The sequence below is a fragment of the Vibrio sp. KUL80 genome (genome assembly GCF_059725495.1).
The window spans coordinates 1,865,423-1,882,050 of the sequence record NZ_AP045842.1 but is presented as its reverse complement, the minus strand read 5'-3'; the positions used below and the strand labels follow the sequence as shown (position 1 = coordinate 1,882,050).

Sequence of the window (16,628 nt, the reverse complement as noted above, 5' to 3'; positions counted from 1 at the left end):
CCTACTTCTCGGCCAAATAGCTGACGACATCGGTAACAATTTCATCGCCCACTTCAAGGCCACTAAGTACTTCAAGTTGACCGTTATGGGATTGACCCACTCGTACTGGATTCATCGCCACTTTTTCATCGTCGACACGATAGACAACACTCAGTTCTCCGCGGTGAATAACAGCGGACTCTGGAATTTGAATCGATGGTTTTTCATCATAGGTAAAGGCGACTTTCACCCACTCACCTGGTAGTAGGTTTTGTGGCTGCTCGAGAAGCTCAAGACGAAGGCGGAAGGCACGAGATTTTTCATGAGCGTAGTTAAACAGCTTAGCCTCGTATGGCTCAAGGGTCGCGCCATTGAGAGTGGTTATAGAAAACTGATTGGCATCTGCGACTTTTTCACGGTAGCGCTGAGGAATTTCTGTTACTACACGAAGTGGCGACAGTGAAAAGCCTGTCATCAATTGACTGCCTGGAGCGACCGTTTCGCCCAGTTCGACATGACGCTGAGTAACAACTCCCGTATAAGGAGCACGAATGCTGGTGTAGCCCAACGACTCTTTCGCCTGTGCGACAGCGGCCATTGCTCGTTTAACCTCTGCAGCAGAGGAGCGCGCTTCGGCTTCAGCTGCATCTAAACGTTCTCTAGAAATTGCACCTTTAGGAAAGAGTTCGCGATATCGCTTTATCTGTGCTAACGCCTTAATATTTTGAGCATTGGCGCTGTTTAACTGGGCTAATGCTGCATCTAATGATGCTGATTGTTGCTCTGCACTGATTTCTAGGAGTACATCACCTTGGCTAACGATGTCATTCACATCAGCATTCACAGCAACGATGCGACCGGAGGTTTGTGCAGATAGCGTTCCGCGATTAACGGCTTCTACGGTGCCATCTAATTCCACAATAGAATCAACGCGTTTGATAGCAATGATTGTGGTGTCGAAAGCGTAGGCTGTTGGTGTTCCCAGAACAGCGACTACTACTGCCCACTTAGCTAGAGTAGATTTCATTTTGACCTCACGAGTTTATAATTAGATATTGCTAATATAACCATATAAATTAGCTTTGTCTAATGTTAAATTTAGAATTTGCTAATTTACCTAATTAGTATCACTATCCCTCTAAAAATTAGACAAAAAAAAGGCCCGATCGTACGATCGGGCCCACAAAAACTATCTTTAATTGGTTGATATTATGACTGGTTTGCCAACTCTGATGTTGCGCGCTTTTCCACGACTATGTCGGTAAGCACCATGCCAACTAACATAGCAGCCACAAAACCCAAAATCCCAAAACTGCCATTTGCCATAGATGAAATCGCTGGTCCAGGACAAATACCTGCAATACCCCAGCCGATGCCAAACAACGCGGCGCCACTCAACAGCTTTTTGTCTATCTTGTTATTGTCACTTAAACAAAACTGATCGGTACAAACTGGCTCTTGCTTCTTACGAATCACCAACCAATAACTCGGAACAAAGACAAGTAGCGCACCGCCCATTACGAACGCCAAATCTGGAGACCAGGCTCCAAAGATATCTAGAAATGCCATGACGTTGGCTGGATCGCCCATGCCTGAAATGATCATGCCAGCACCGAACAAAAATCCACTTAGTATAGAAATAACACGTTGCATCTTTGTCTCCTAAAGTACATGAAGCATAACGAAGGTCGTTACCATGGCAACGCCCATAAAAGTCATTGTGGCAGCAATCGAACGCTTAGATAGACGCCCCATTCCGCAGATGCCATGACCACTCGTGCAGCCATTACCCAGCTTGGTACCAATGCCAACTAGTAGTCCACTGACTATTACGAGTGGAGTAGACACCACCATTTCAGCGGGTTCGATACCTAGCCATTTTGCAGACAGCACACCGCCGAAAACCATGCCAAGTACAAACAACACGCGCCAACTGGTATCGCCAGTTTTAGCTTTGTAAATGCGACCGACAATACCACTAATACCGGCTATTTTACCGTTAAACAGTAACAGTAAAGTAGCTGATACACCGAGTAGCATTCCGCCCAAGAGCGAACCCCAAGGAAATGTAAATTCCATAACTACCTCATTGAATTTAAAACTTAAAATGATTTAAGTTGCAGAATTCATGAGAAAACTCTGCAAGTTAAACCAACTTAAACGGTGGGGTTTAATGACAGTAGAGCGAATGCAATTGTTGGATCAGCCCAATTACACGTTCATCCTTCAGTGAGTAGTAAACGTGTTGGGACTCTTTTCTAACCGAAACTAACTCCGCCTTTTTCAAGACAGTTAGGTGTTGAGAAAAAGCGGATTGGCTAAGATCTGAGTTTTCCTGTAGTTGTCCAGCACCCATCTCTCCTTCTACTAACTGGCACAACACAAACAAACGATCCGGGTGAGCCAGTGTTTTTAGTACGTCAGCGACATCCACGACTTTCGCTTTCATTTGCGGTAAGTTCACCTTGCTACCTCAATGTGTTGAATAATTGGATGCATTATCTAAGTACTCATTAATTTAGTCAATACTTAATTAGGTTTTTAATATTTAGCCAAAAATATATTAGACATTTCTAATTATAGGAATTATAGTGTTGCTCATCCGTTAGTGAACTGAATTAATTTTTTGGGCAAAGTACCAAAGAAAACAAAGAGGTAAGGTATGACTAAGATTGTAATTGTAGGTGGGGTTGCTGGTGGCGCTTCCGCTGCTGCGCGTGCTCGTCGTCTGAGTGAAGACGCTGAAATCATCATGTTTGAACGTGGACCATTCGTGTCATTTGCAAACTGTGGACTGCCTTACCACATTGGAGGAGACATAAAAGATCGCTCCAAACTGCTACTTCAAACGCCAGAGAGTTTCTTGGCGCGCTTTAACGTCGATGTTCGAGTAATGAACGAGGTAAAATCGATCAACCGAGCTGACAAAACGGTGACGATCAAAAATCTTCTAGACGGAAGTGAATATCAGGAATCTTACGACTTCCTTCTATTAAGTCCAGGTGCGGCACCGTTCGTTCCTGCGATTCCGGGAATTGATAATCCCCTGACCCATTCGCTGCGCAACATTCCTGATATGGACCGCATCATTCAAACCATTCAGATGAATAAGCCAGAACATGCAACGGTTATTGGTGGTGGATTCATTGGCCTAGAAATGATGGAAGCCTTCCACCAGCTGGGTATCAAAACAACGCTTATCGAAATGGCTGATCAGGTAATGACGCCTGTCGATAAAGAAATGGCTGGATTTGCACACGCGGAAATCAAGCAACGCGGCATTGATCTGCGACTGGGTGCAGCGCTTGAATCTGTTGAGTACATCCCTTCAACTCAAGTTGCTGATACCAGTGCCGGTGAATCAAGTGAACATCAGCATCTCCAAGGTAAGTTGGCTCTATCATTGAATAATGGCGATACACTCGAAACCGACTTACTGATTATGTCAATCGGTGTACGCCCAGAAACTAAGCTAGCACAAGAAGCAGGTCTACAACTTGGCGAACTTGGCGAACTTGGCGGCATTTATACCAACGACAGTATGCAGACGAGTGATCCTTCGATCTACGCGGTTGGTGATGCCATTGAAGATAAAGACTTTGTCACAGGCAAAGCGGGATTTGTTCCACTCGCTGGACCGGCAAACCGCCAAGGTCGTATGGCTGCAGACAACATGCTGGGACGCAGTGAAACATACCAAGGTACACAAGGCACTGCCATTGTGAAGATCTTTGATTTGGCCGTAGCGTCAGTTGGCAAAAATGAAAAAGTCCTTAAACGTGAAGGCATCAACTACGAAAAAGTATACGTTCATACTGCAAGTCACGCTGGATACTACCCAGGGGCAGAGATAGTGTCACTGAAACTACTCTTTAGCCCTGAAACAGGCAAGATCCTCGGAGCACAAGCGGCTGGTAAAGACGGTGTCGACAAGCGTATTGATGTGCTTGCGGTGGCACAGCGTGCAGGCATGACGGTTGAACAGCTCCAACACTTAGAGCTTACTTATGCGCCTCCGTACGGTAGCGCTAAGGATGTGATCAACCAAGCCGCATTTGTAGCAAACAACATACTGAAAGGCGATGCAACACCAATTCACTTCGATGAAATAGACAACTTGAACGACGATCAAGTGCTACTCGATGTGCGTAATCCAGGTGAGTTAGAGAGCGTCGGCTTTATCGAAGGTGCAATTAATATCCCTGTCGATCAGCTACGCGGCCGAATGGACGAACTACCAAAAGACAAAGAGATTGTAATTTACTGCCAAGTTGGGTTACGTGGTAACGTGGCTTATCGTCAATTAGTCAACAATGGCTTTAAGGCTCGTAACTTGATTGGTGGTTATCGCACCTATAAGTTTGCTAAGGCATAGTAATCACAAGATAACTTTCAATAAATCAAAAAGGAGCACCTAGGTGCTCCTTTTTGCTAACCAAATAGACGCTTCCAAATACTTGGGTTGCGCTTTTCGTGATATTCGAGGCGAAGACTATCTACTTCACGAAGGGATTGTTTTGCGGCTTCAAGATCGCCACTATCCAATTCAGAATCGACTTCTTCAATCGCTTGAGACAACTTTTTAAACCCTTCCTGATACAAGTCCGCTTTCTCTGGTGGATAGTCCCCTTGTTTAGAGTCTGCGATCAACTTATCCAGTGTATCAATGGGCACACGCATCTCTTCTACTGATTGAGCTTCTGCTGCTTGTTTGAACGCGAGCTTCATCGCTTGCATGTTTTTCTTGAGATCAAATGGCTCACTCGCAAAAGCTGACGTAGACACGAGCACAGTTAAAGCGACTAGGCTAATTAGGTTTGTTTTTATCATTGTTGGTCCTTTTGAGTGCAAAAGCCCTCAGTTACCTGAGGGCTTCGACATTGTACTTGAACTGGATTCACAAGAGGGATAAAAATTGTTTAGAAACGTTTAACGCTTTACTTACAGTTCTGCAAATTCAGCAATTGGCTCGCGCCCTCTGAGCTCAAGAAAATCTAAGAACTGTCTTGCCGAGCTGGTAATGATTTTATCCGTTGGCATCTCGATTTCTCGTAGGAGTTTTTCAGTCAGGTCAAATTTACCAATGGTGTCGTAAAAATGTGAGTCGCTGCCAGTTGTGATATAACCACCCGCAGCTTTTACGGCACGTGCTATTTCATAACAGCGTTCGACGCTTCCTACTCGGCTATGTCCTCTAAGGGTAGAGTTGTTAATCTCAATAGCCACATTATGCTCGGCCGCACATGCTGCAACCGCATCAAAGTCGAAATCAAAGTTCGGATTTCCCAAATGTCCAAGCGCATCAACGTCGCCACTCTCAATGACATTCAAAAGTGCCGTAGTATGTGCCTCTTTAGTCGACGGCTTAAACACCGGTTCATGGAAACTTCCAATAATCCAATCTAATGATTTATAGGAAGTTGGATGAACGTCAATGTTACCCTCAGTATCGAGTATGTTAGCTTCAACGCCTCGAATAATCGCAACTCCGGATAAAAATCGAGGAATTACACGTTGGTTTGAAAAGAACCAAAAGTGCGGCGCACCCGGCATAGACTCAGCGTGGTCCGTAGTGCACAAGATCTTTAAGCCGTGGGCTTTCGCAGCTTCAGCGTTTTCTTTAATCGTGCTATAGGCATGACCACTCGCATAAGTATGGGTATGGGTATCCACCACAAGTTTCATTCTTCTCTCCTCGACATTTTTAAGCTAAAGACCAGTATCAATCAAAGATATTACAGTTTTTGAGTCTTACCTCTTTAAAAGAAGTCAATGGACCCGCGACCACTGTTAGGATCTTTGTTGCCACTCTTTTTCGATGGGGCTTTCTTTGATTGGTCTTTGCTTGAACCGTTTTTCTTAGACTTCTTTGAAGCTGCGTTATTCGCTTTATTCTGCTTCTTGCCAGCGCTTGAGCTGTTATTGTGACTTTTTTCTTTCTTTGCTTTATCTGACGAAGCCGCTTGCTTACTTGGTTTCGTTTCTTCTGGCTCCACCGGTGGTTGGTCACACACCACAACATAGTATTCTTGGTTGAATTCGAAAAAGTCACCATCATACATCTTACGGCGCTTACGAGTTTCTAACTCTCCGTTTACCGCAACATAGCCTTCTGCAATAAAGTGCTTAGCTTCACCACCGCCACCAACTAAGTTGGCAACCTTGAACAATTTGTACAGTTCAATTGGATGACTTGATACTTCGATTCCAATCGCTTCAATTTCAATCTCTTCGCCTTCTTCGTAGTCGAAGTCTTCCGGCTCATTTACGTAATCTTGATTCATTGCTTTCATTACATGTGACTTTTCTCGCATTGTACTTGCTTGAGTCGGTACAAGCCATAGAAAGCCCCGCGATGGCAGGGCTTTTTTCACACAGCAAATAGGATTACGTCTTTGGCAGCTACCAGGTCAACGTTGAGCTTGTTGCAGATATCTGCTTTTTCACTGGATCGTTACCATCATACGTCCATATTTCCACTAAAAAGGTACCGACATGTTCAGCTGCGTTGAAAGATAGCTTCGCTTTACCAGAAGTCAGTGCTTGTGACGCCACTTTACTTTCATACTTAGGCTCAACTTCGCCCGAGGCAAGCTCTTCGAACTCGGTATATACAGTGACAAAAGCTCTTCCACTTACATCGCTAGAAGCATCGATTGTTAGTGAATATTCCTCTATCGGTTGATAATCAAAGCTATCTGGTATTGATAAATCCTCCATTGTTCGAGCTACTGAAACTGGTGTTGGCGCAGGCGCTGGTGTAGGTTCCGGTGCAGGTGCTACAGCCGGCGGAGTCTCTGCCGCAACACTACCACCGGAGCCACCATCACCGCCGCCGCCACCGCCACAGCCAACGACTAAACCTAGAGAAATAATTGATGTTACTGTTAGTGCTTTCATGACGCGTCTCCTATGGGATATAACATTTGCCTGGGGTGGCGAATTGCGATTCGAACCAGTTTTGCGATTGTTCACCACTAGATTCGGCATACGTTGCATATTCTGGGTACGCCTCTATCAAATCCGTATTCTCTGTCGGCCACTGCCATTGGTCATTGACTAGTAGAGCCCACGGTAAGTTTTCCGCTGTCTTGAAGTAGGTACCTGTTGCCGCATTACTGACATCTCGGCCTAAACCACTAAACATATCGGCGTCAAACTGCTCTGTCGGTTCGTAGTTAGGTAGGTGCACTTCCCACTTTCTGCCCGGTTGGAAATAACCTTCACCATGGTAGTAACCTGGCGTAGCAAAGATGAACGGGTCGTAAGGCATGGCCATAAGAGAAGTGGTGTCCGTACCGTCGACGATGTTGACATGAAGAGTAAAGTTGAGCTGTACGTCTTCCTTCGCACAAGACAACAGGGTTCTGTGGAACTCACAACTTCCAAGTTTGTACTCGGATGTGTCTTCGCTGATGATAAAGATTGCCTCATTCGAAATGGCTTCTAAACCACTACTCTCTGCTTGAACGTCATTCTTGATGAGACGAGTTGTTGCTGTGTCAACATCCGTTCTATTCAAACCTTTCAGACGAATAGCAAAGCCGTTATGGTAAGAAGCACCAACGGCTCCAAGATGACCTTCGATTTTCGATTTAACAACATTGTCGTCTCGTAGGATCTCCGTGATTCGGTAGCTAACAACGACGTCATTCATGTCGTAATCTGCTGTGTAAGGCCAGTTATCTTCATAAGCGACCGTGGCATAATCTGTCGCACTTGGGTAGTAACGCACAGACAACCCTTCACCTGTGACTGCTACTTCATGATCTTCAACTTCGCCAGAAGTAGAACCACCAAAGTAATCTAGACCTGTTTGTTGACTGAAGCGGAATCGACTCCAAGTAGTACCGATAAATGCGGCTGCATTAACTGTAAAGATAAGATCGTTGTTACCTGCGTCGAGTAGTTGGTCTGCAAATACCTGCTCGCCATCATCCGCAAAGTCGCCATCTTGGTTCCAGTCGAACCAAGCGGATAAATATCCCGAGGTTGACGCATTTACGCGGACGATGCTATCCAGACCTGGTTCGATAGCCGTCACGAAGCCAACACCATCTTCGTCATCAATCCCAGTCTCGTCATCGGCGAGATTATTAGCTCTGCCGTCTTGGTCGCCATCAGGTGCTGAATCACCTAGCCATGTTGAGCCATCCAACTCATGTCGAGGGCCATTATCGGCGAGTTTTGTTTGGTAGGTAGTAGGCGCGTCACCGAAGTCGATGTTAGAGTCTTCATCGATAAGAGGTGCGTTTGCACAGCGAGCGCCATCGTTTTGGCTAGAGTTAGGACCATCGGCGAACTTCACGGCAGGAACCACACCGTTGGCTATGTTTGTAGCGTTACCCTCGGACAAATCAATACGGTATATCTGACCATCTTGGTTGCGAGCAACATAATAGTAGCCATCGACGTCAAAATACCCCGCACCGAAGGTCCCTGTCTCACCTGTGTCACCGATGTAGGTTTCTTGCCCCGTACTCGCATCAAACGAATACAGAGCACCCGAATTGTTGTCGATACCATACAGTTTGCCGTCACTAGGATGAAACGCGAAGTCTGTTAGGTTAACCACTGCGCGTGTAGTGACTCGATTTACCGCAAGTACCGCGCTCGAGTCCGATTCAAGTGGAGTTAGATCAATGGTAAATAGACCTTTCCCTTTGCGGTAAAGGTAATACACACTTTCATATACATCGCCCACGTAAAACGTATGGTCTGTGGGAAGTCCGGAAGTATTCAGTATTTCTGCTTGAAAGTCCTTACCCAAGCGAACAATACGTTTGTTCGTGGTATCGTAGCCGTAGATGTATCGGCCATCAAAGTCGAAACCTACCCCGTTGATATTTGCGTTGAGCCCCGTATCGCCTTGCAACAAGCTCGTTGAGCCTGTCACCAAGTTGACGCCGTACACTTTTACCGGGTTTGCCTGGAAAAGATAAGCTTTGCTAGGGCAAGTATCGAACGCAGTCGCGTGACTCTCGAAGCCTAACAGCGATGCTGCTAACCCGCTCCCAAGTATTGTTAGTGATCTGTATTTGTGTGCTAGTACCATGAGTTTGTCCCTTTGCTGATGGCTTGAGACTGAAGGTACAAAACACGTGCCAACTATTTAAGCGTTTAAATTCAATTACTTATTCTGAACCAGGTTTCATTTTTCATTATGAGAATCAATTTGGCGCGTTTTGAGGTTGAGTTTTCTGGTTGTGAGAAAAATATCTCAGCTTAAGCAATGGGAATATAGAAGGAATGCTATTTCCTAAAATGATCAGTGCGATGCCAGCTAACTGACTCAAAGTAAATGTTGTGTCAAACAGAGTAAACTGGAACATCGCGGTAAACACTAAATTGGTATAGATCAGTGGAGCAACTTGTGTGTTGGTTGCTGCACTCTTGTAAGCTTTATATCTACATACCTGAGTGTTGATGATCATCACTGTTAATACTGCAATGCCGGCATACATAATGGTTGATATGTCTCCGATACCGTAATCAACACCTATGGCCTTATGAAATATCACAGCAAAAGGTATTAAGAAGATACCCGCGATTAAGAACGTCCACGCGTTGTTTTCAACTCCCGACATCTCTCCTTTTGATGCTCGATGTAGACTCAACTGTGAACCTGCATTGAACACTCCTGACAATAACCCAATAAAGAGTTCGGGCTTGAAAGTGAAACCTGAGGGGTCGCCAGCCAGGAAAATCACCCCAATAAACGTAAACAGCAATGCCGTGGTAGTCCGAGCAGTAAGCTCAATGTTGTATAGGCACTTCTCGAACAGTGCGATAAACAGAGGACCAGTACCAAATAACACAACACTTTCGATTAGTGACAGTTTCCCCAACGCATAGATAAAGCACAACTGACAAGCTGCGATGCTAAACGCGCGTATCGCTAACACTTTACGCATCGATGTGGGAGGTAATCGCAAACCCGTTATTGTAAGGATAACAAACAGAATAACGGCAGGAACTAAGAATCGAATCAGAGCAAGATCGACAGCAACAAAATAATTCGCTAGATACCCAGTTATCAAACCAGTTACGGACAAACTCAGTGTTGAGGACAGCATATAGCTCAAAGCAATGGTTGACTGGCTCGCTTTCATTGATACATCTCGAAAAATTCAAATCATAATCGCATTATAGTGATACTTTTCTCTGAAAAATAACGAGTTTTAGTTAAGCTTAATGTAAGTTTTACTAACAGATTAATACTATGAAGCAACACGTTGCATTAAAGTCTCTTTATTCTTTTGTTGCCGTCGCAGAGCTAGGTAGCATGACTTTAGCCGCAGAGCACTTGTTCGTGAGCCACTCAGCCGTTAGTCAGAGCATTAAAAGTTTAGAATCTCAACTCAACACTAAGCTGTTCCATCGCGTAGGCCGGCGCGTCGAACTCACAAAAGAAGGAAAGAACTACTACAGAGATGTTGGCCCCGCGTTAGAGCAAATCGTGAGAGCAAGCGAGGCGCTTCTTAACAAGCATAACGACGAGCGCCTGACGATTAACATGGTTAACTCATTAGCGCTTCACTGGTGGATTCCCCGTGTCGAAGACTTACAAAAAGAAATTCCATCGTTAGATGTTCGAATTTCTAACTTAATTGGTCCGTTCGACTTAGAGCGTGAGGGGGTCGATGTCGCCATAGTCCATGGCAACATCGATGATTGGAGTGATTATTACAGTGAAAAGCTTGGAGACGATGAGTTAGTTATGGTGTGTAGTCCCTCAATAGCCAAATCTCATCCAAAGGAAGACGTAGAAGGACTTTTAGAGCGATACCCAAGTATCTGGGTGACGAACGATAGACGAAAACACGATTGGGACTTATGGTGTAAAGCCCATAACATTTCTTCACCTAGTAAACATGGAACACTCAAATTCAACGCGTCAGTACAAGCCATTCACGCCGCAATAAGAAGCTTGGGGTTGCTGGTGACACATAGATTATTTATTAAAGACGAAGTTGAAAACCAGTTTTTAATCGAGATTGGCAGTCCGGTCGTCAACCCTCATCAGGAATATCACTTTGCTTGTCTACCTGAACGGTTAAAGCTGGAGAGCACACTCGCACTGAGACGATGGCTTAAGAAGGAGTTTAGTGTGCAGACATAGCCGTGTGTTTAAGCGCTTTGTCAATACGCGCCGTTACCTATACTTTCTTTAGGTGCAGGTTCATGCGGGTAATTTCTAGACATACGCCTGTAATTAAATGCCTGCTGGGCTTTACTATCTGAGCCAAGCTCATACAATGTGCACAAAATTCTAAGTTAAAGGTTTTCACTCATGTCTATCCAATGGTTTCCAGGTCACATGCACAAAGCGCGTAAAGAGATCGAAGAAGTCATCCCACAAGTTGACGTCATCATTGAAGTTCTCGACGCACGTATCCCTTTTAGCAGTGAAAACCCAATGATTTCCGAGCTTCGTGGTGATAAACCCGTAGTGAAGGTATTGAACAAACGAGACTTGGCGGATCCTGAAAAAACTGAATTATGGATTGAACACCTAGAGAAAGAGCAAGGTGTAAAAGCGATGGCGATCACGACCTCAAACCCGCAAGAGGTAAACAAGATCCTCGATCTGTGTCGTAAACTCGCGCCTCACCGTGAAGAGATTGGTAAAAATATTCGCACCATGATTATGGGCATTCCAAACGTAGGCAAGTCCACGATCATCAACACACTTGCAGGTCGCACAATTGCGGTTACGGGCAACCAGCCAGCAGTAACTCGTCGTCAGCAACGCATTAATTTACAAAATGGCATTGTACTTTCCGATACTCCAGGGATCCTGTGGCCTAAAGTGGAAAACCCACACAGTGGCTTCCGCCTAGCGGCGACAGGCGCAGTAAAGGATACCGCTATTGAGTATGACGAAGTAGCGTTTTATACGGTGGAGTATTTAGCGGCAGTCTATCCTGAGCGTTTAAAAGAGCGCTACCAAATCGACGAAGAACTCCCTGAGTCTGATCTGGAGATCATGGAGTTGATTGGTCGCAAGCGAGGTGCTCTGCAATCGGGTGGACGAGTTAACCTACATAAAGCCTCTGAAATCCTATTACATGAACTTCGCAACGGAACACTAGGTCAACTGACATTAGAACTGCCTGAAATGATCACTAAAGAGCTAGTAGAAGTAGAAATCGAAGCGACGCGCAAAGCAGAAGAGAAAGCGAAGAAGAAAGAAGAGCGCCGTAAGCGTTACCTGAAGAACAAACGCTAAGAACTAACTGTTCAGGCCAGTACGAAAGACTGAGTGTTCGCACTGGCCAACTTCACTCAGTCCCTTTCCCTTCTTTCTGAGATTCCAGCGCGTAAGTTCATGTAGAGACTTCACTCAAAAAGTACCTCGATCAATGTGATAAATACTAAAACACCTGACGCGCCTATACGATTCGCGACCAAAAATTAGAAAAGCATTGAACTCAATTTCATTAAACTTTGCAATTTAGCATCTATAGAGAGATCTCATAGAACTTAAGCACTGAGGCGCCAGCTAACAGCTTTGGTGAACACCAGATAAGCACATCACTTTAACTAGGGTTCAAACAATCCCAACATTCAAACTGACTAAGTTTCTGTTAAGATAGTCATTCTTTTCACCTACACAGTGTCAATTGTGAGCATTCTTGGTCAACTTCGCCTTCAATGGGCCAACAAAACATTTAACTACAGCGTTCTTATACTTTTTGCATTACTTGGGGTGGTCATTCCTGCTTGGTATTTGGACCAGCAAACCTGGGTAACACCTTTAATCTTAGGTGTCATAGCAGCGGCTCTTGCAGAAAGTGATGAAAGTTTCACAGGGCGGATTAAAGCACTAGTCATCACCTTAATTTGCTTTGCTATCGCTTCGTTCTCAATAGAACTACTCTTTGATACACCTTGGCTATTCGCGATCGGACTTTTCCTTTCGACGTTAGTATTCGTGCTTCTTGGCGCAATCGGCCCTCGATACACCAGCATTGCTTTTGGGTCTTTGCTCGTCGCGATCTACACCATGCTTGGCGCACATGAGAGTACCAACCTTTGGATGCAACCCGCGCTTTTACTCGGTGGTGCATCTTGGTACTACTTAGTGTCAATCATGTGGAACAGTGTGTGGCCTTTGCAGCCGGTACAACAAAGTCTCTCTAATGTGTTTAACGAGTTGAGTCTCTACTTGGATGCTAAACGAAATCTCTTTCATCCTACTCGAGACCTAATTCCCCAGCCACACCGACTAAAAGAAGCGAGTTTGAACGCGTGCACTGTGTTTGCTTTGAATGAATGCAAAACGACTTTACTGAATCGCTCTAAGCGCGGGCATGTAGACGGACCTAGTGACCGCTTCTTACAGGTCTATTTTATCGCACAAGACATTCACGAACGCGTAAGTTCAAGCCACTATCGCTATCAAGAATTAGCGACACAATTTTCTCACTCTGATGTGTTATTTCGTTTTAAACACCTATTAGAGATGCAGTCAAAAGCGTGTAAAGAGATCGCATTGGCTTTAAAGCTTGGTAATGAATATTCCCATAGCAATGATTCATTGGTTGCACTTGTAGAGCTTCAAGATTCTATTGAGTATCTGCAACAGCAAAATGTTGAAGAATGGAAACCTCTGTTACTTCAAATTCAGTATCTATTTAATAACCTAGCAACAGTTGAAAAGCTTCTGAGTAACGTCAACAATCCTGACATCATTTCTCATGATGACAGTGTACTAGATGACACTAATGCCCATACCCCACTTGCGATGTGGCGCCGTGTTAAGTCAGCCTTTTCTCTTGATTCTATGTTACTCAGGCATGCTATTCGATTGGCTTGCGCACTCACGCTCGGATATGGAGTTATCCAGTTCTTCGACTTGGAAAGAGGCTATTGGATACTTCTCACTACCCTTTTTGTCTGCCAACCCAACTACAGTGCGACTCGCAAAAAGCTTACAGCTCGTATTGCGGGTACAATTGTGGGGCTGTTGGTTGGCGTACCGCTACTGACCCTGTTCCCATCGACAGAAAGCCAACTGGTGCTATTAGTGATCTCCGGTGTGATGTTCTTTGCTTTTAGGATCAATAACTATGGATACGCTACAGGCTTTATCACCGTACTGGTCCTACTCTGTTTTGATCAGCTAGGAGAGGGTTATGCGGTGGTTTTACCAAGGTTGATGGACACTCTCATTGGCTGCGCTTTGGCTGTATGTGCGGTGTACTTTATCCTGCCCGACTGGGAGTCTAAACGTATCTCAAAGATCATGACCAACGCCTTGAAAACCAATCGTCTCTACCTTATGCAGATTATTGGTCAATATCGCGTGGGTAAAAAAGACGACCTGGCCTATAGAATTGCAAGGCGCGACGCTCACAACGCGGATGCTAATTTATCTAAAGCGATTTCGAATATGCTTGCAGAGCCAGATAGGTATCAACTACCTGCTGACGAATGCTTTCGATTCTTAACGTTAAACCACGCCCTGCTTAGTTACATCTCTGCGCTAGGTGCACATCGTCAAAGACTAGAAGACGAGTCTATACACCTGCTTGTCCTAGAGGCTCATCGAAGTATCAATCAACATATTGAAGTGATTGAAGCAAATCTAGGCGACAATTTAGAAGACATCACTCATACAACGGTTGACCAGTTTGATATCCATCGACGTCTCTCCGAATGGCGCGACGAAGACGATCGTTCTGCGCGCATGGTATTGCAACAGTTACATCTAATTTATCGAATGTTGCCTGAATTTCAGACCCTATCGTCAAGTCTCAAGCAGACAAATGCACTAGAAGACAAAGCGACCGAAAGCTAGCTCTTCAGATTTTGCTGACGTGAATCTTTGCGTCAGCATGACTTTTCTTACAGAGTGATTAACGCTCTCTTACAATCCTCGGACAAAAATCACACTATTAATTTATAGAATACCCAAATAGCGATTCATCATTGATGAACGAAAGGAACTCTAACCGCTTTACATTATATTAACCATGATGCGTATTTACGGTGATTCCATGCCAACACAACAATTTGAGAAACTTCGAGAGCAACTAAAGCAACTATCTCCTCAGCAACTTAAAATGCTGCAGGGTGAGATTTCTAGTAAGCTTCAACCAAGCTCTGATAGCTTGCTTAGTGAAGAAGAGCTCTCCGCACTGTCTCAATTGTTTCGTTAATCACTCGCAATGACCGATATTCACCTATTCCCTCCCTGTACAGTAATCGGTTCAAAATCTACACGTCTGTAATAAGATGTCACAGAACTTTAAAGCCACGCCTTGTATCTCTGTGCTATGCGGGTAGAATCCCCCTTCAAATTGATTGACTAAGATCGACATGCCTAAAGTAAACCTTCACAAGCGTGACTACCTAAACAACTTAGGGACCGAACTCGATATGTCTGAGTTCGAAATCAAGTTAGCGCCCAAGTTTGATTCTCCAGCGAAGCGCGTCAATCGCAGCCCTTATCTGAATCAACGTAACATCGATTATCGTTGGAAGACTCTGAATAACCCTAGCGCACAAGCACAGCTTCTCGATCCACACACAGAAGCTCAAATGGAAGCTTACGAGAAAAATATCGAGTTCTTCATTGGCACTTTAAAGATGCCTATCGGAACCGCAGGACCGCTCAGAATCAACGGTCTCTTTGCCCAAGGTGACTATCAAGTACCCCTTGCCACAACGGAGGCAGCCCTTGTTGCATCATATAACCGTGGAGCAAACCTTATTACTGCCGCGGGCGGTACAAGTGCAATGCTGCTTAACGAAGGGGTAACGCGAACCCCTGGTTTCGCGTTCAAATCGCTAGTAGAAGCCGGTCAGTTTGTCGCTTGGCTAGTGACTCAATTCGACCATTTTAAGCAGTTAGCAGAATCAACCACCTCACATGGAAAACTGAGTGATGTGAGTGTGAACATCGAAGGTAATCATGTTTACTTAGTCTTCGAATACCTGACTGGCGATGCTTCTGGTCAAAACATGGTGACTATCGCAACCAATGTCGTATTCAACTACATCTTAGAGCACACGCCAATCGAACCCGACTATGCATTTCTTGACGGAAACCTCTCGGGAGACAAAAAGGCAAACTCCCAAACCTTAAGAAGTGTCCGCGGTAAAAAAGTGACCGCTGAGGTCACTATTCCAGCCGAACTCGTTGAGAAGTATCTGCATACCACTCCAGAGAAAATGGCGCAGTTTGGACAGATGACCACAGTCGGTGGCGCGTTAAGCGGTACCATCGGTATCAATGCTCACTATGCAAATGCTCTCGCCGCACTCTACATTGCTTGCGGTCAAGACGCTGCGTGTGTCGCTGAGTCCGCCATAGGTATGACTCGAATGGAGGTCACTGCTAAAGGCGAACTTTATGCCAGCGTGACGCTACCAAACTTGATGGTCGGCACGGTTGGTGGAGGCACAGGGTTACCAAGTCAGAAAGCCTGCTTAGAACTGCTTGGCCTATATGGCTCAGGAAAATCTCAAGCACTTGCCGAAGTCGCTGCCGGACTTTGTTTAGCCGGAGAGCTGTCCATTGTCGGTGCGTTCTGTGCAGGTCACTTTTCAAGAGCGCATCATAAGTTGGCTAGATAATTGTTTGTCGAACAAACCTGAGGGCGCTGATGCGCCCTCTTTTTTTGTCTCTCGACTTCGCC

General features: G+C 45.0%; 15 protein-coding genes and 2 pseudogenes. 6 read left to right on the top strand and 11 right to left on the bottom strand.

Going from position 1 to position 16,628, the window contains the following annotated elements:
- Position 1 precedes the first annotated feature (1 nt).
- From AC6I8U_RS25015 to AC6I8U_RS25000, 4 genes are all read right to left on the bottom strand, one after another.
- Positions 2 to 1,006, bottom strand: coding sequence for an efflux RND transporter periplasmic adaptor subunit (locus AC6I8U_RS25015; protein WP_498018938.1), 1,005 nt, complete (start codon positions 1,004 to 1,006; stop codon positions 2 to 4).
- A 182-nt stretch (positions 1,007 to 1,188) separates the two neighbouring features.
- The gene (locus tag AC6I8U_RS25010; RefSeq protein WP_498018937.1) at positions 1,189 to 1,632 is read right to left on the bottom strand and encodes a DUF6691 family protein; all 444 of its coding nucleotides are present in this window, start codon (positions 1,630 to 1,632) and stop codon (positions 1,189 to 1,191) included.
- A 9-nt stretch (positions 1,633 to 1,641) separates the two neighbouring features.
- Positions 1,642 to 2,058 (bottom strand): YeeE/YedE family protein, encoded by a 417-nt coding sequence (locus AC6I8U_RS25005; RefSeq protein ID WP_498018936.1) that lies wholly within the window; start codon positions 2,056 to 2,058, stop codon positions 1,642 to 1,644.
- Between the two features lie 91 nt (positions 2,059 to 2,149).
- Entirely contained in the window at positions 2,150 to 2,428 is a 279-nt protein-coding gene (locus tag AC6I8U_RS25000; protein ID WP_252017229.1) for an ArsR/SmtB family transcription factor, read from the bottom strand.
- 213 nt (positions 2,429 to 2,641) lie between these two features.
- Here AC6I8U_RS25000 and AC6I8U_RS24995 point away from each other — a divergent pair, with 213 nt between their 5' ends.
- Positions 2,642 to 4,354, top strand: coding sequence for an FAD-dependent oxidoreductase (locus AC6I8U_RS24995; protein ID WP_498018935.1), 1,713 nt, complete (start codon positions 2,642 to 2,644; stop codon positions 4,352 to 4,354).
- Positions 4,355 to 4,410: 56 nt separating this feature from the next.
- On the opposite strand, the gene AC6I8U_RS24990 is transcribed toward AC6I8U_RS24995, so the two are convergent.
- The 7 genes and pseudogenes from AC6I8U_RS24990 to AC6I8U_RS24960 form a co-directional block, all read right to left on the bottom strand.
- A complete protein-coding gene (locus AC6I8U_RS24990) occupies positions 4,411 to 4,809 on the bottom strand; it encodes a cytochrome b562 (RefSeq protein WP_498018934.1) in 399 nt (132 codons plus the stop codon).
- A 111-nt stretch (positions 4,810 to 4,920) separates the two neighbouring features.
- Positions 4,921 to 5,001, bottom strand: a pseudogene (locus AC6I8U_RS24985) (phosphatase); the annotation flags it as partial.
- Positions 4,987 to 5,664, bottom strand: a pseudogene (locus tag AC6I8U_RS24980) (phosphatase); the annotation flags it as partial. The pseudogenes AC6I8U_RS24980 and AC6I8U_RS24985, both read right to left, overlap by 15 nt.
- Positions 5,665 to 5,738: 74 nt before the next feature.
- Positions 5,739 to 6,263: an RNA-binding S4 domain-containing protein gene (locus tag AC6I8U_RS24975; RefSeq protein WP_498019660.1), complete on the bottom strand. Its 525-nt coding sequence runs from the start codon at positions 6,261 to 6,263 to the stop codon at positions 5,739 to 5,741.
- Positions 6,264 to 6,381: 118 nt separating this feature from the next.
- Positions 6,382 to 6,879 carry a hypothetical protein gene (locus AC6I8U_RS24970; RefSeq protein WP_252017180.1) on the bottom strand — a complete coding sequence of 166 codons (498 nt, stop codon included), beginning with the start codon at positions 6,877 to 6,879 and terminating at the stop codon, positions 6,382 to 6,384.
- A gap of 10 nt (positions 6,880 to 6,889) precedes the next feature.
- Positions 6,890 to 9,034 carry an LruC domain-containing protein gene (locus AC6I8U_RS24965; RefSeq protein ID WP_498018933.1) on the bottom strand — a complete coding sequence of 715 codons (2,145 nt, stop codon included), beginning with the start codon at positions 9,032 to 9,034 and terminating at the stop codon, positions 6,890 to 6,892.
- Between the two features lie 115 nt (positions 9,035 to 9,149).
- Positions 9,150 to 10,091: a DMT family transporter gene (locus AC6I8U_RS24960; protein WP_498018932.1), complete on the bottom strand. Its 942-nt coding sequence runs from the start codon at positions 10,089 to 10,091 to the stop codon at positions 9,150 to 9,152.
- A 110-nt stretch (positions 10,092 to 10,201) separates the two neighbouring features.
- Between AC6I8U_RS24960 and AC6I8U_RS24955 the strand changes: the two genes are divergently transcribed.
- The 5 genes from AC6I8U_RS24955 (at position 10,202) to AC6I8U_RS24935 (ending at position 16,566) form a co-directional block, all read left to right on the top strand.
- Positions 10,202 to 11,101 (top strand): LysR substrate-binding domain-containing protein, encoded by a 900-nt coding sequence (locus tag AC6I8U_RS24955; protein WP_498018931.1) that lies wholly within the window; start codon positions 10,202 to 10,204, stop codon positions 11,099 to 11,101.
- Positions 11,102 to 11,272: 171 nt separating this feature from the next.
- Entirely contained in the window at positions 11,273 to 12,211 is a 939-nt protein-coding gene (gene ylqF, locus AC6I8U_RS24950) for a ribosome biogenesis GTPase YlqF (RefSeq protein WP_498018930.1), read from the top strand.
- Positions 12,212 to 12,607: 396 nt separating this feature from the next.
- On the top strand, positions 12,608 to 14,785 hold the full coding sequence (yccS, locus tag AC6I8U_RS24945) for a YccS family putative transporter (protein WP_498018929.1): 2,178 nt from the start codon (positions 12,608 to 12,610) through the stop codon (positions 14,783 to 14,785).
- A 199-nt stretch (positions 14,786 to 14,984) separates the two neighbouring features.
- Positions 14,985 to 15,146, top strand: a complete 162-nt coding sequence (locus AC6I8U_RS24940; protein ID WP_234496816.1) for a hypothetical protein — start codon at positions 14,985 to 14,987, stop codon at positions 15,144 to 15,146.
- A gap of 160 nt (positions 15,147 to 15,306) precedes the next feature.
- Positions 15,307 to 16,566 carry a hydroxymethylglutaryl-CoA reductase gene (locus tag AC6I8U_RS24935; protein WP_498018928.1) on the top strand — a complete coding sequence of 420 codons (1,260 nt, stop codon included), beginning with the start codon at positions 15,307 to 15,309 and terminating at the stop codon, positions 16,564 to 16,566.
- The last annotated feature ends 62 nt before the right edge of the window (positions 16,567 to 16,628 follow it).

Coding starts and splice junctions, on each gene's coding strand:
- AC6I8U_RS25015 (WP_498018938.1), bottom strand. CDS start 1,006: ATGAAATCTACTCTAGCTAAGTGGGCAGTAGTAGTCGCTGTTCTGGGA.
- AC6I8U_RS24955 (WP_498018931.1), top strand. CDS start 10,202: ATGAAGCAACACGTTGCATTAAAGTCTCTTTATTCTTTTGTTGCCGTC.
- AC6I8U_RS24940 (WP_234496816.1), top strand. CDS start 14,985: ATGCCAACACAACAATTTGAGAAACTTCGAGAGCAACTAAAGCAACTA.
- AC6I8U_RS24995 (WP_498018935.1), top strand. CDS start 2,642: ATGACTAAGATTGTAATTGTAGGTGGGGTTGCTGGTGGCGCTTCCGCT.
- AC6I8U_RS24965 (WP_498018933.1), bottom strand. CDS start 9,034: ATGGTACTAGCACACAAATACAGATCACTAACAATACTTGGGAGCGGG.
- AC6I8U_RS24960 (WP_498018932.1), bottom strand. CDS start 10,091: ATGAAAGCGAGCCAGTCAACCATTGCTTTGAGCTATATGCTGTCCTCA.
- AC6I8U_RS25005 (WP_498018936.1), bottom strand. CDS start 2,058: ATGGAATTTACATTTCCTTGGGGTTCGCTCTTGGGCGGAATGCTACTC.
- AC6I8U_RS24975 (WP_498019660.1), bottom strand. CDS start 6,263: ATGAATCAAGATTACGTAAATGAGCCGGAAGACTTCGACTACGAAGAA.
- ylqF (WP_498018930.1), top strand. CDS start 11,273: ATGTCTATCCAATGGTTTCCAGGTCACATGCACAAAGCGCGTAAAGAG.
- AC6I8U_RS24990 (WP_498018934.1), bottom strand. CDS start 4,809: ATGATAAAAACAAACCTAATTAGCCTAGTCGCTTTAACTGTGCTCGTG.
- AC6I8U_RS25010 (WP_498018937.1), bottom strand. CDS start 1,632: ATGCAACGTGTTATTTCTATACTAAGTGGATTTTTGTTCGGTGCTGGC.
- AC6I8U_RS25000 (WP_252017229.1), bottom strand. CDS start 2,428: ATGAAAGCGAAAGTCGTGGATGTCGCTGACGTACTAAAAACACTGGCT.
- AC6I8U_RS24935 (WP_498018928.1), top strand. CDS start 15,307: ATGCCTAAAGTAAACCTTCACAAGCGTGACTACCTAAACAACTTAGGG.
- AC6I8U_RS24970 (WP_252017180.1), bottom strand. CDS start 6,879: ATGAAAGCACTAACAGTAACATCAATTATTTCTCTAGGTTTAGTCGTT.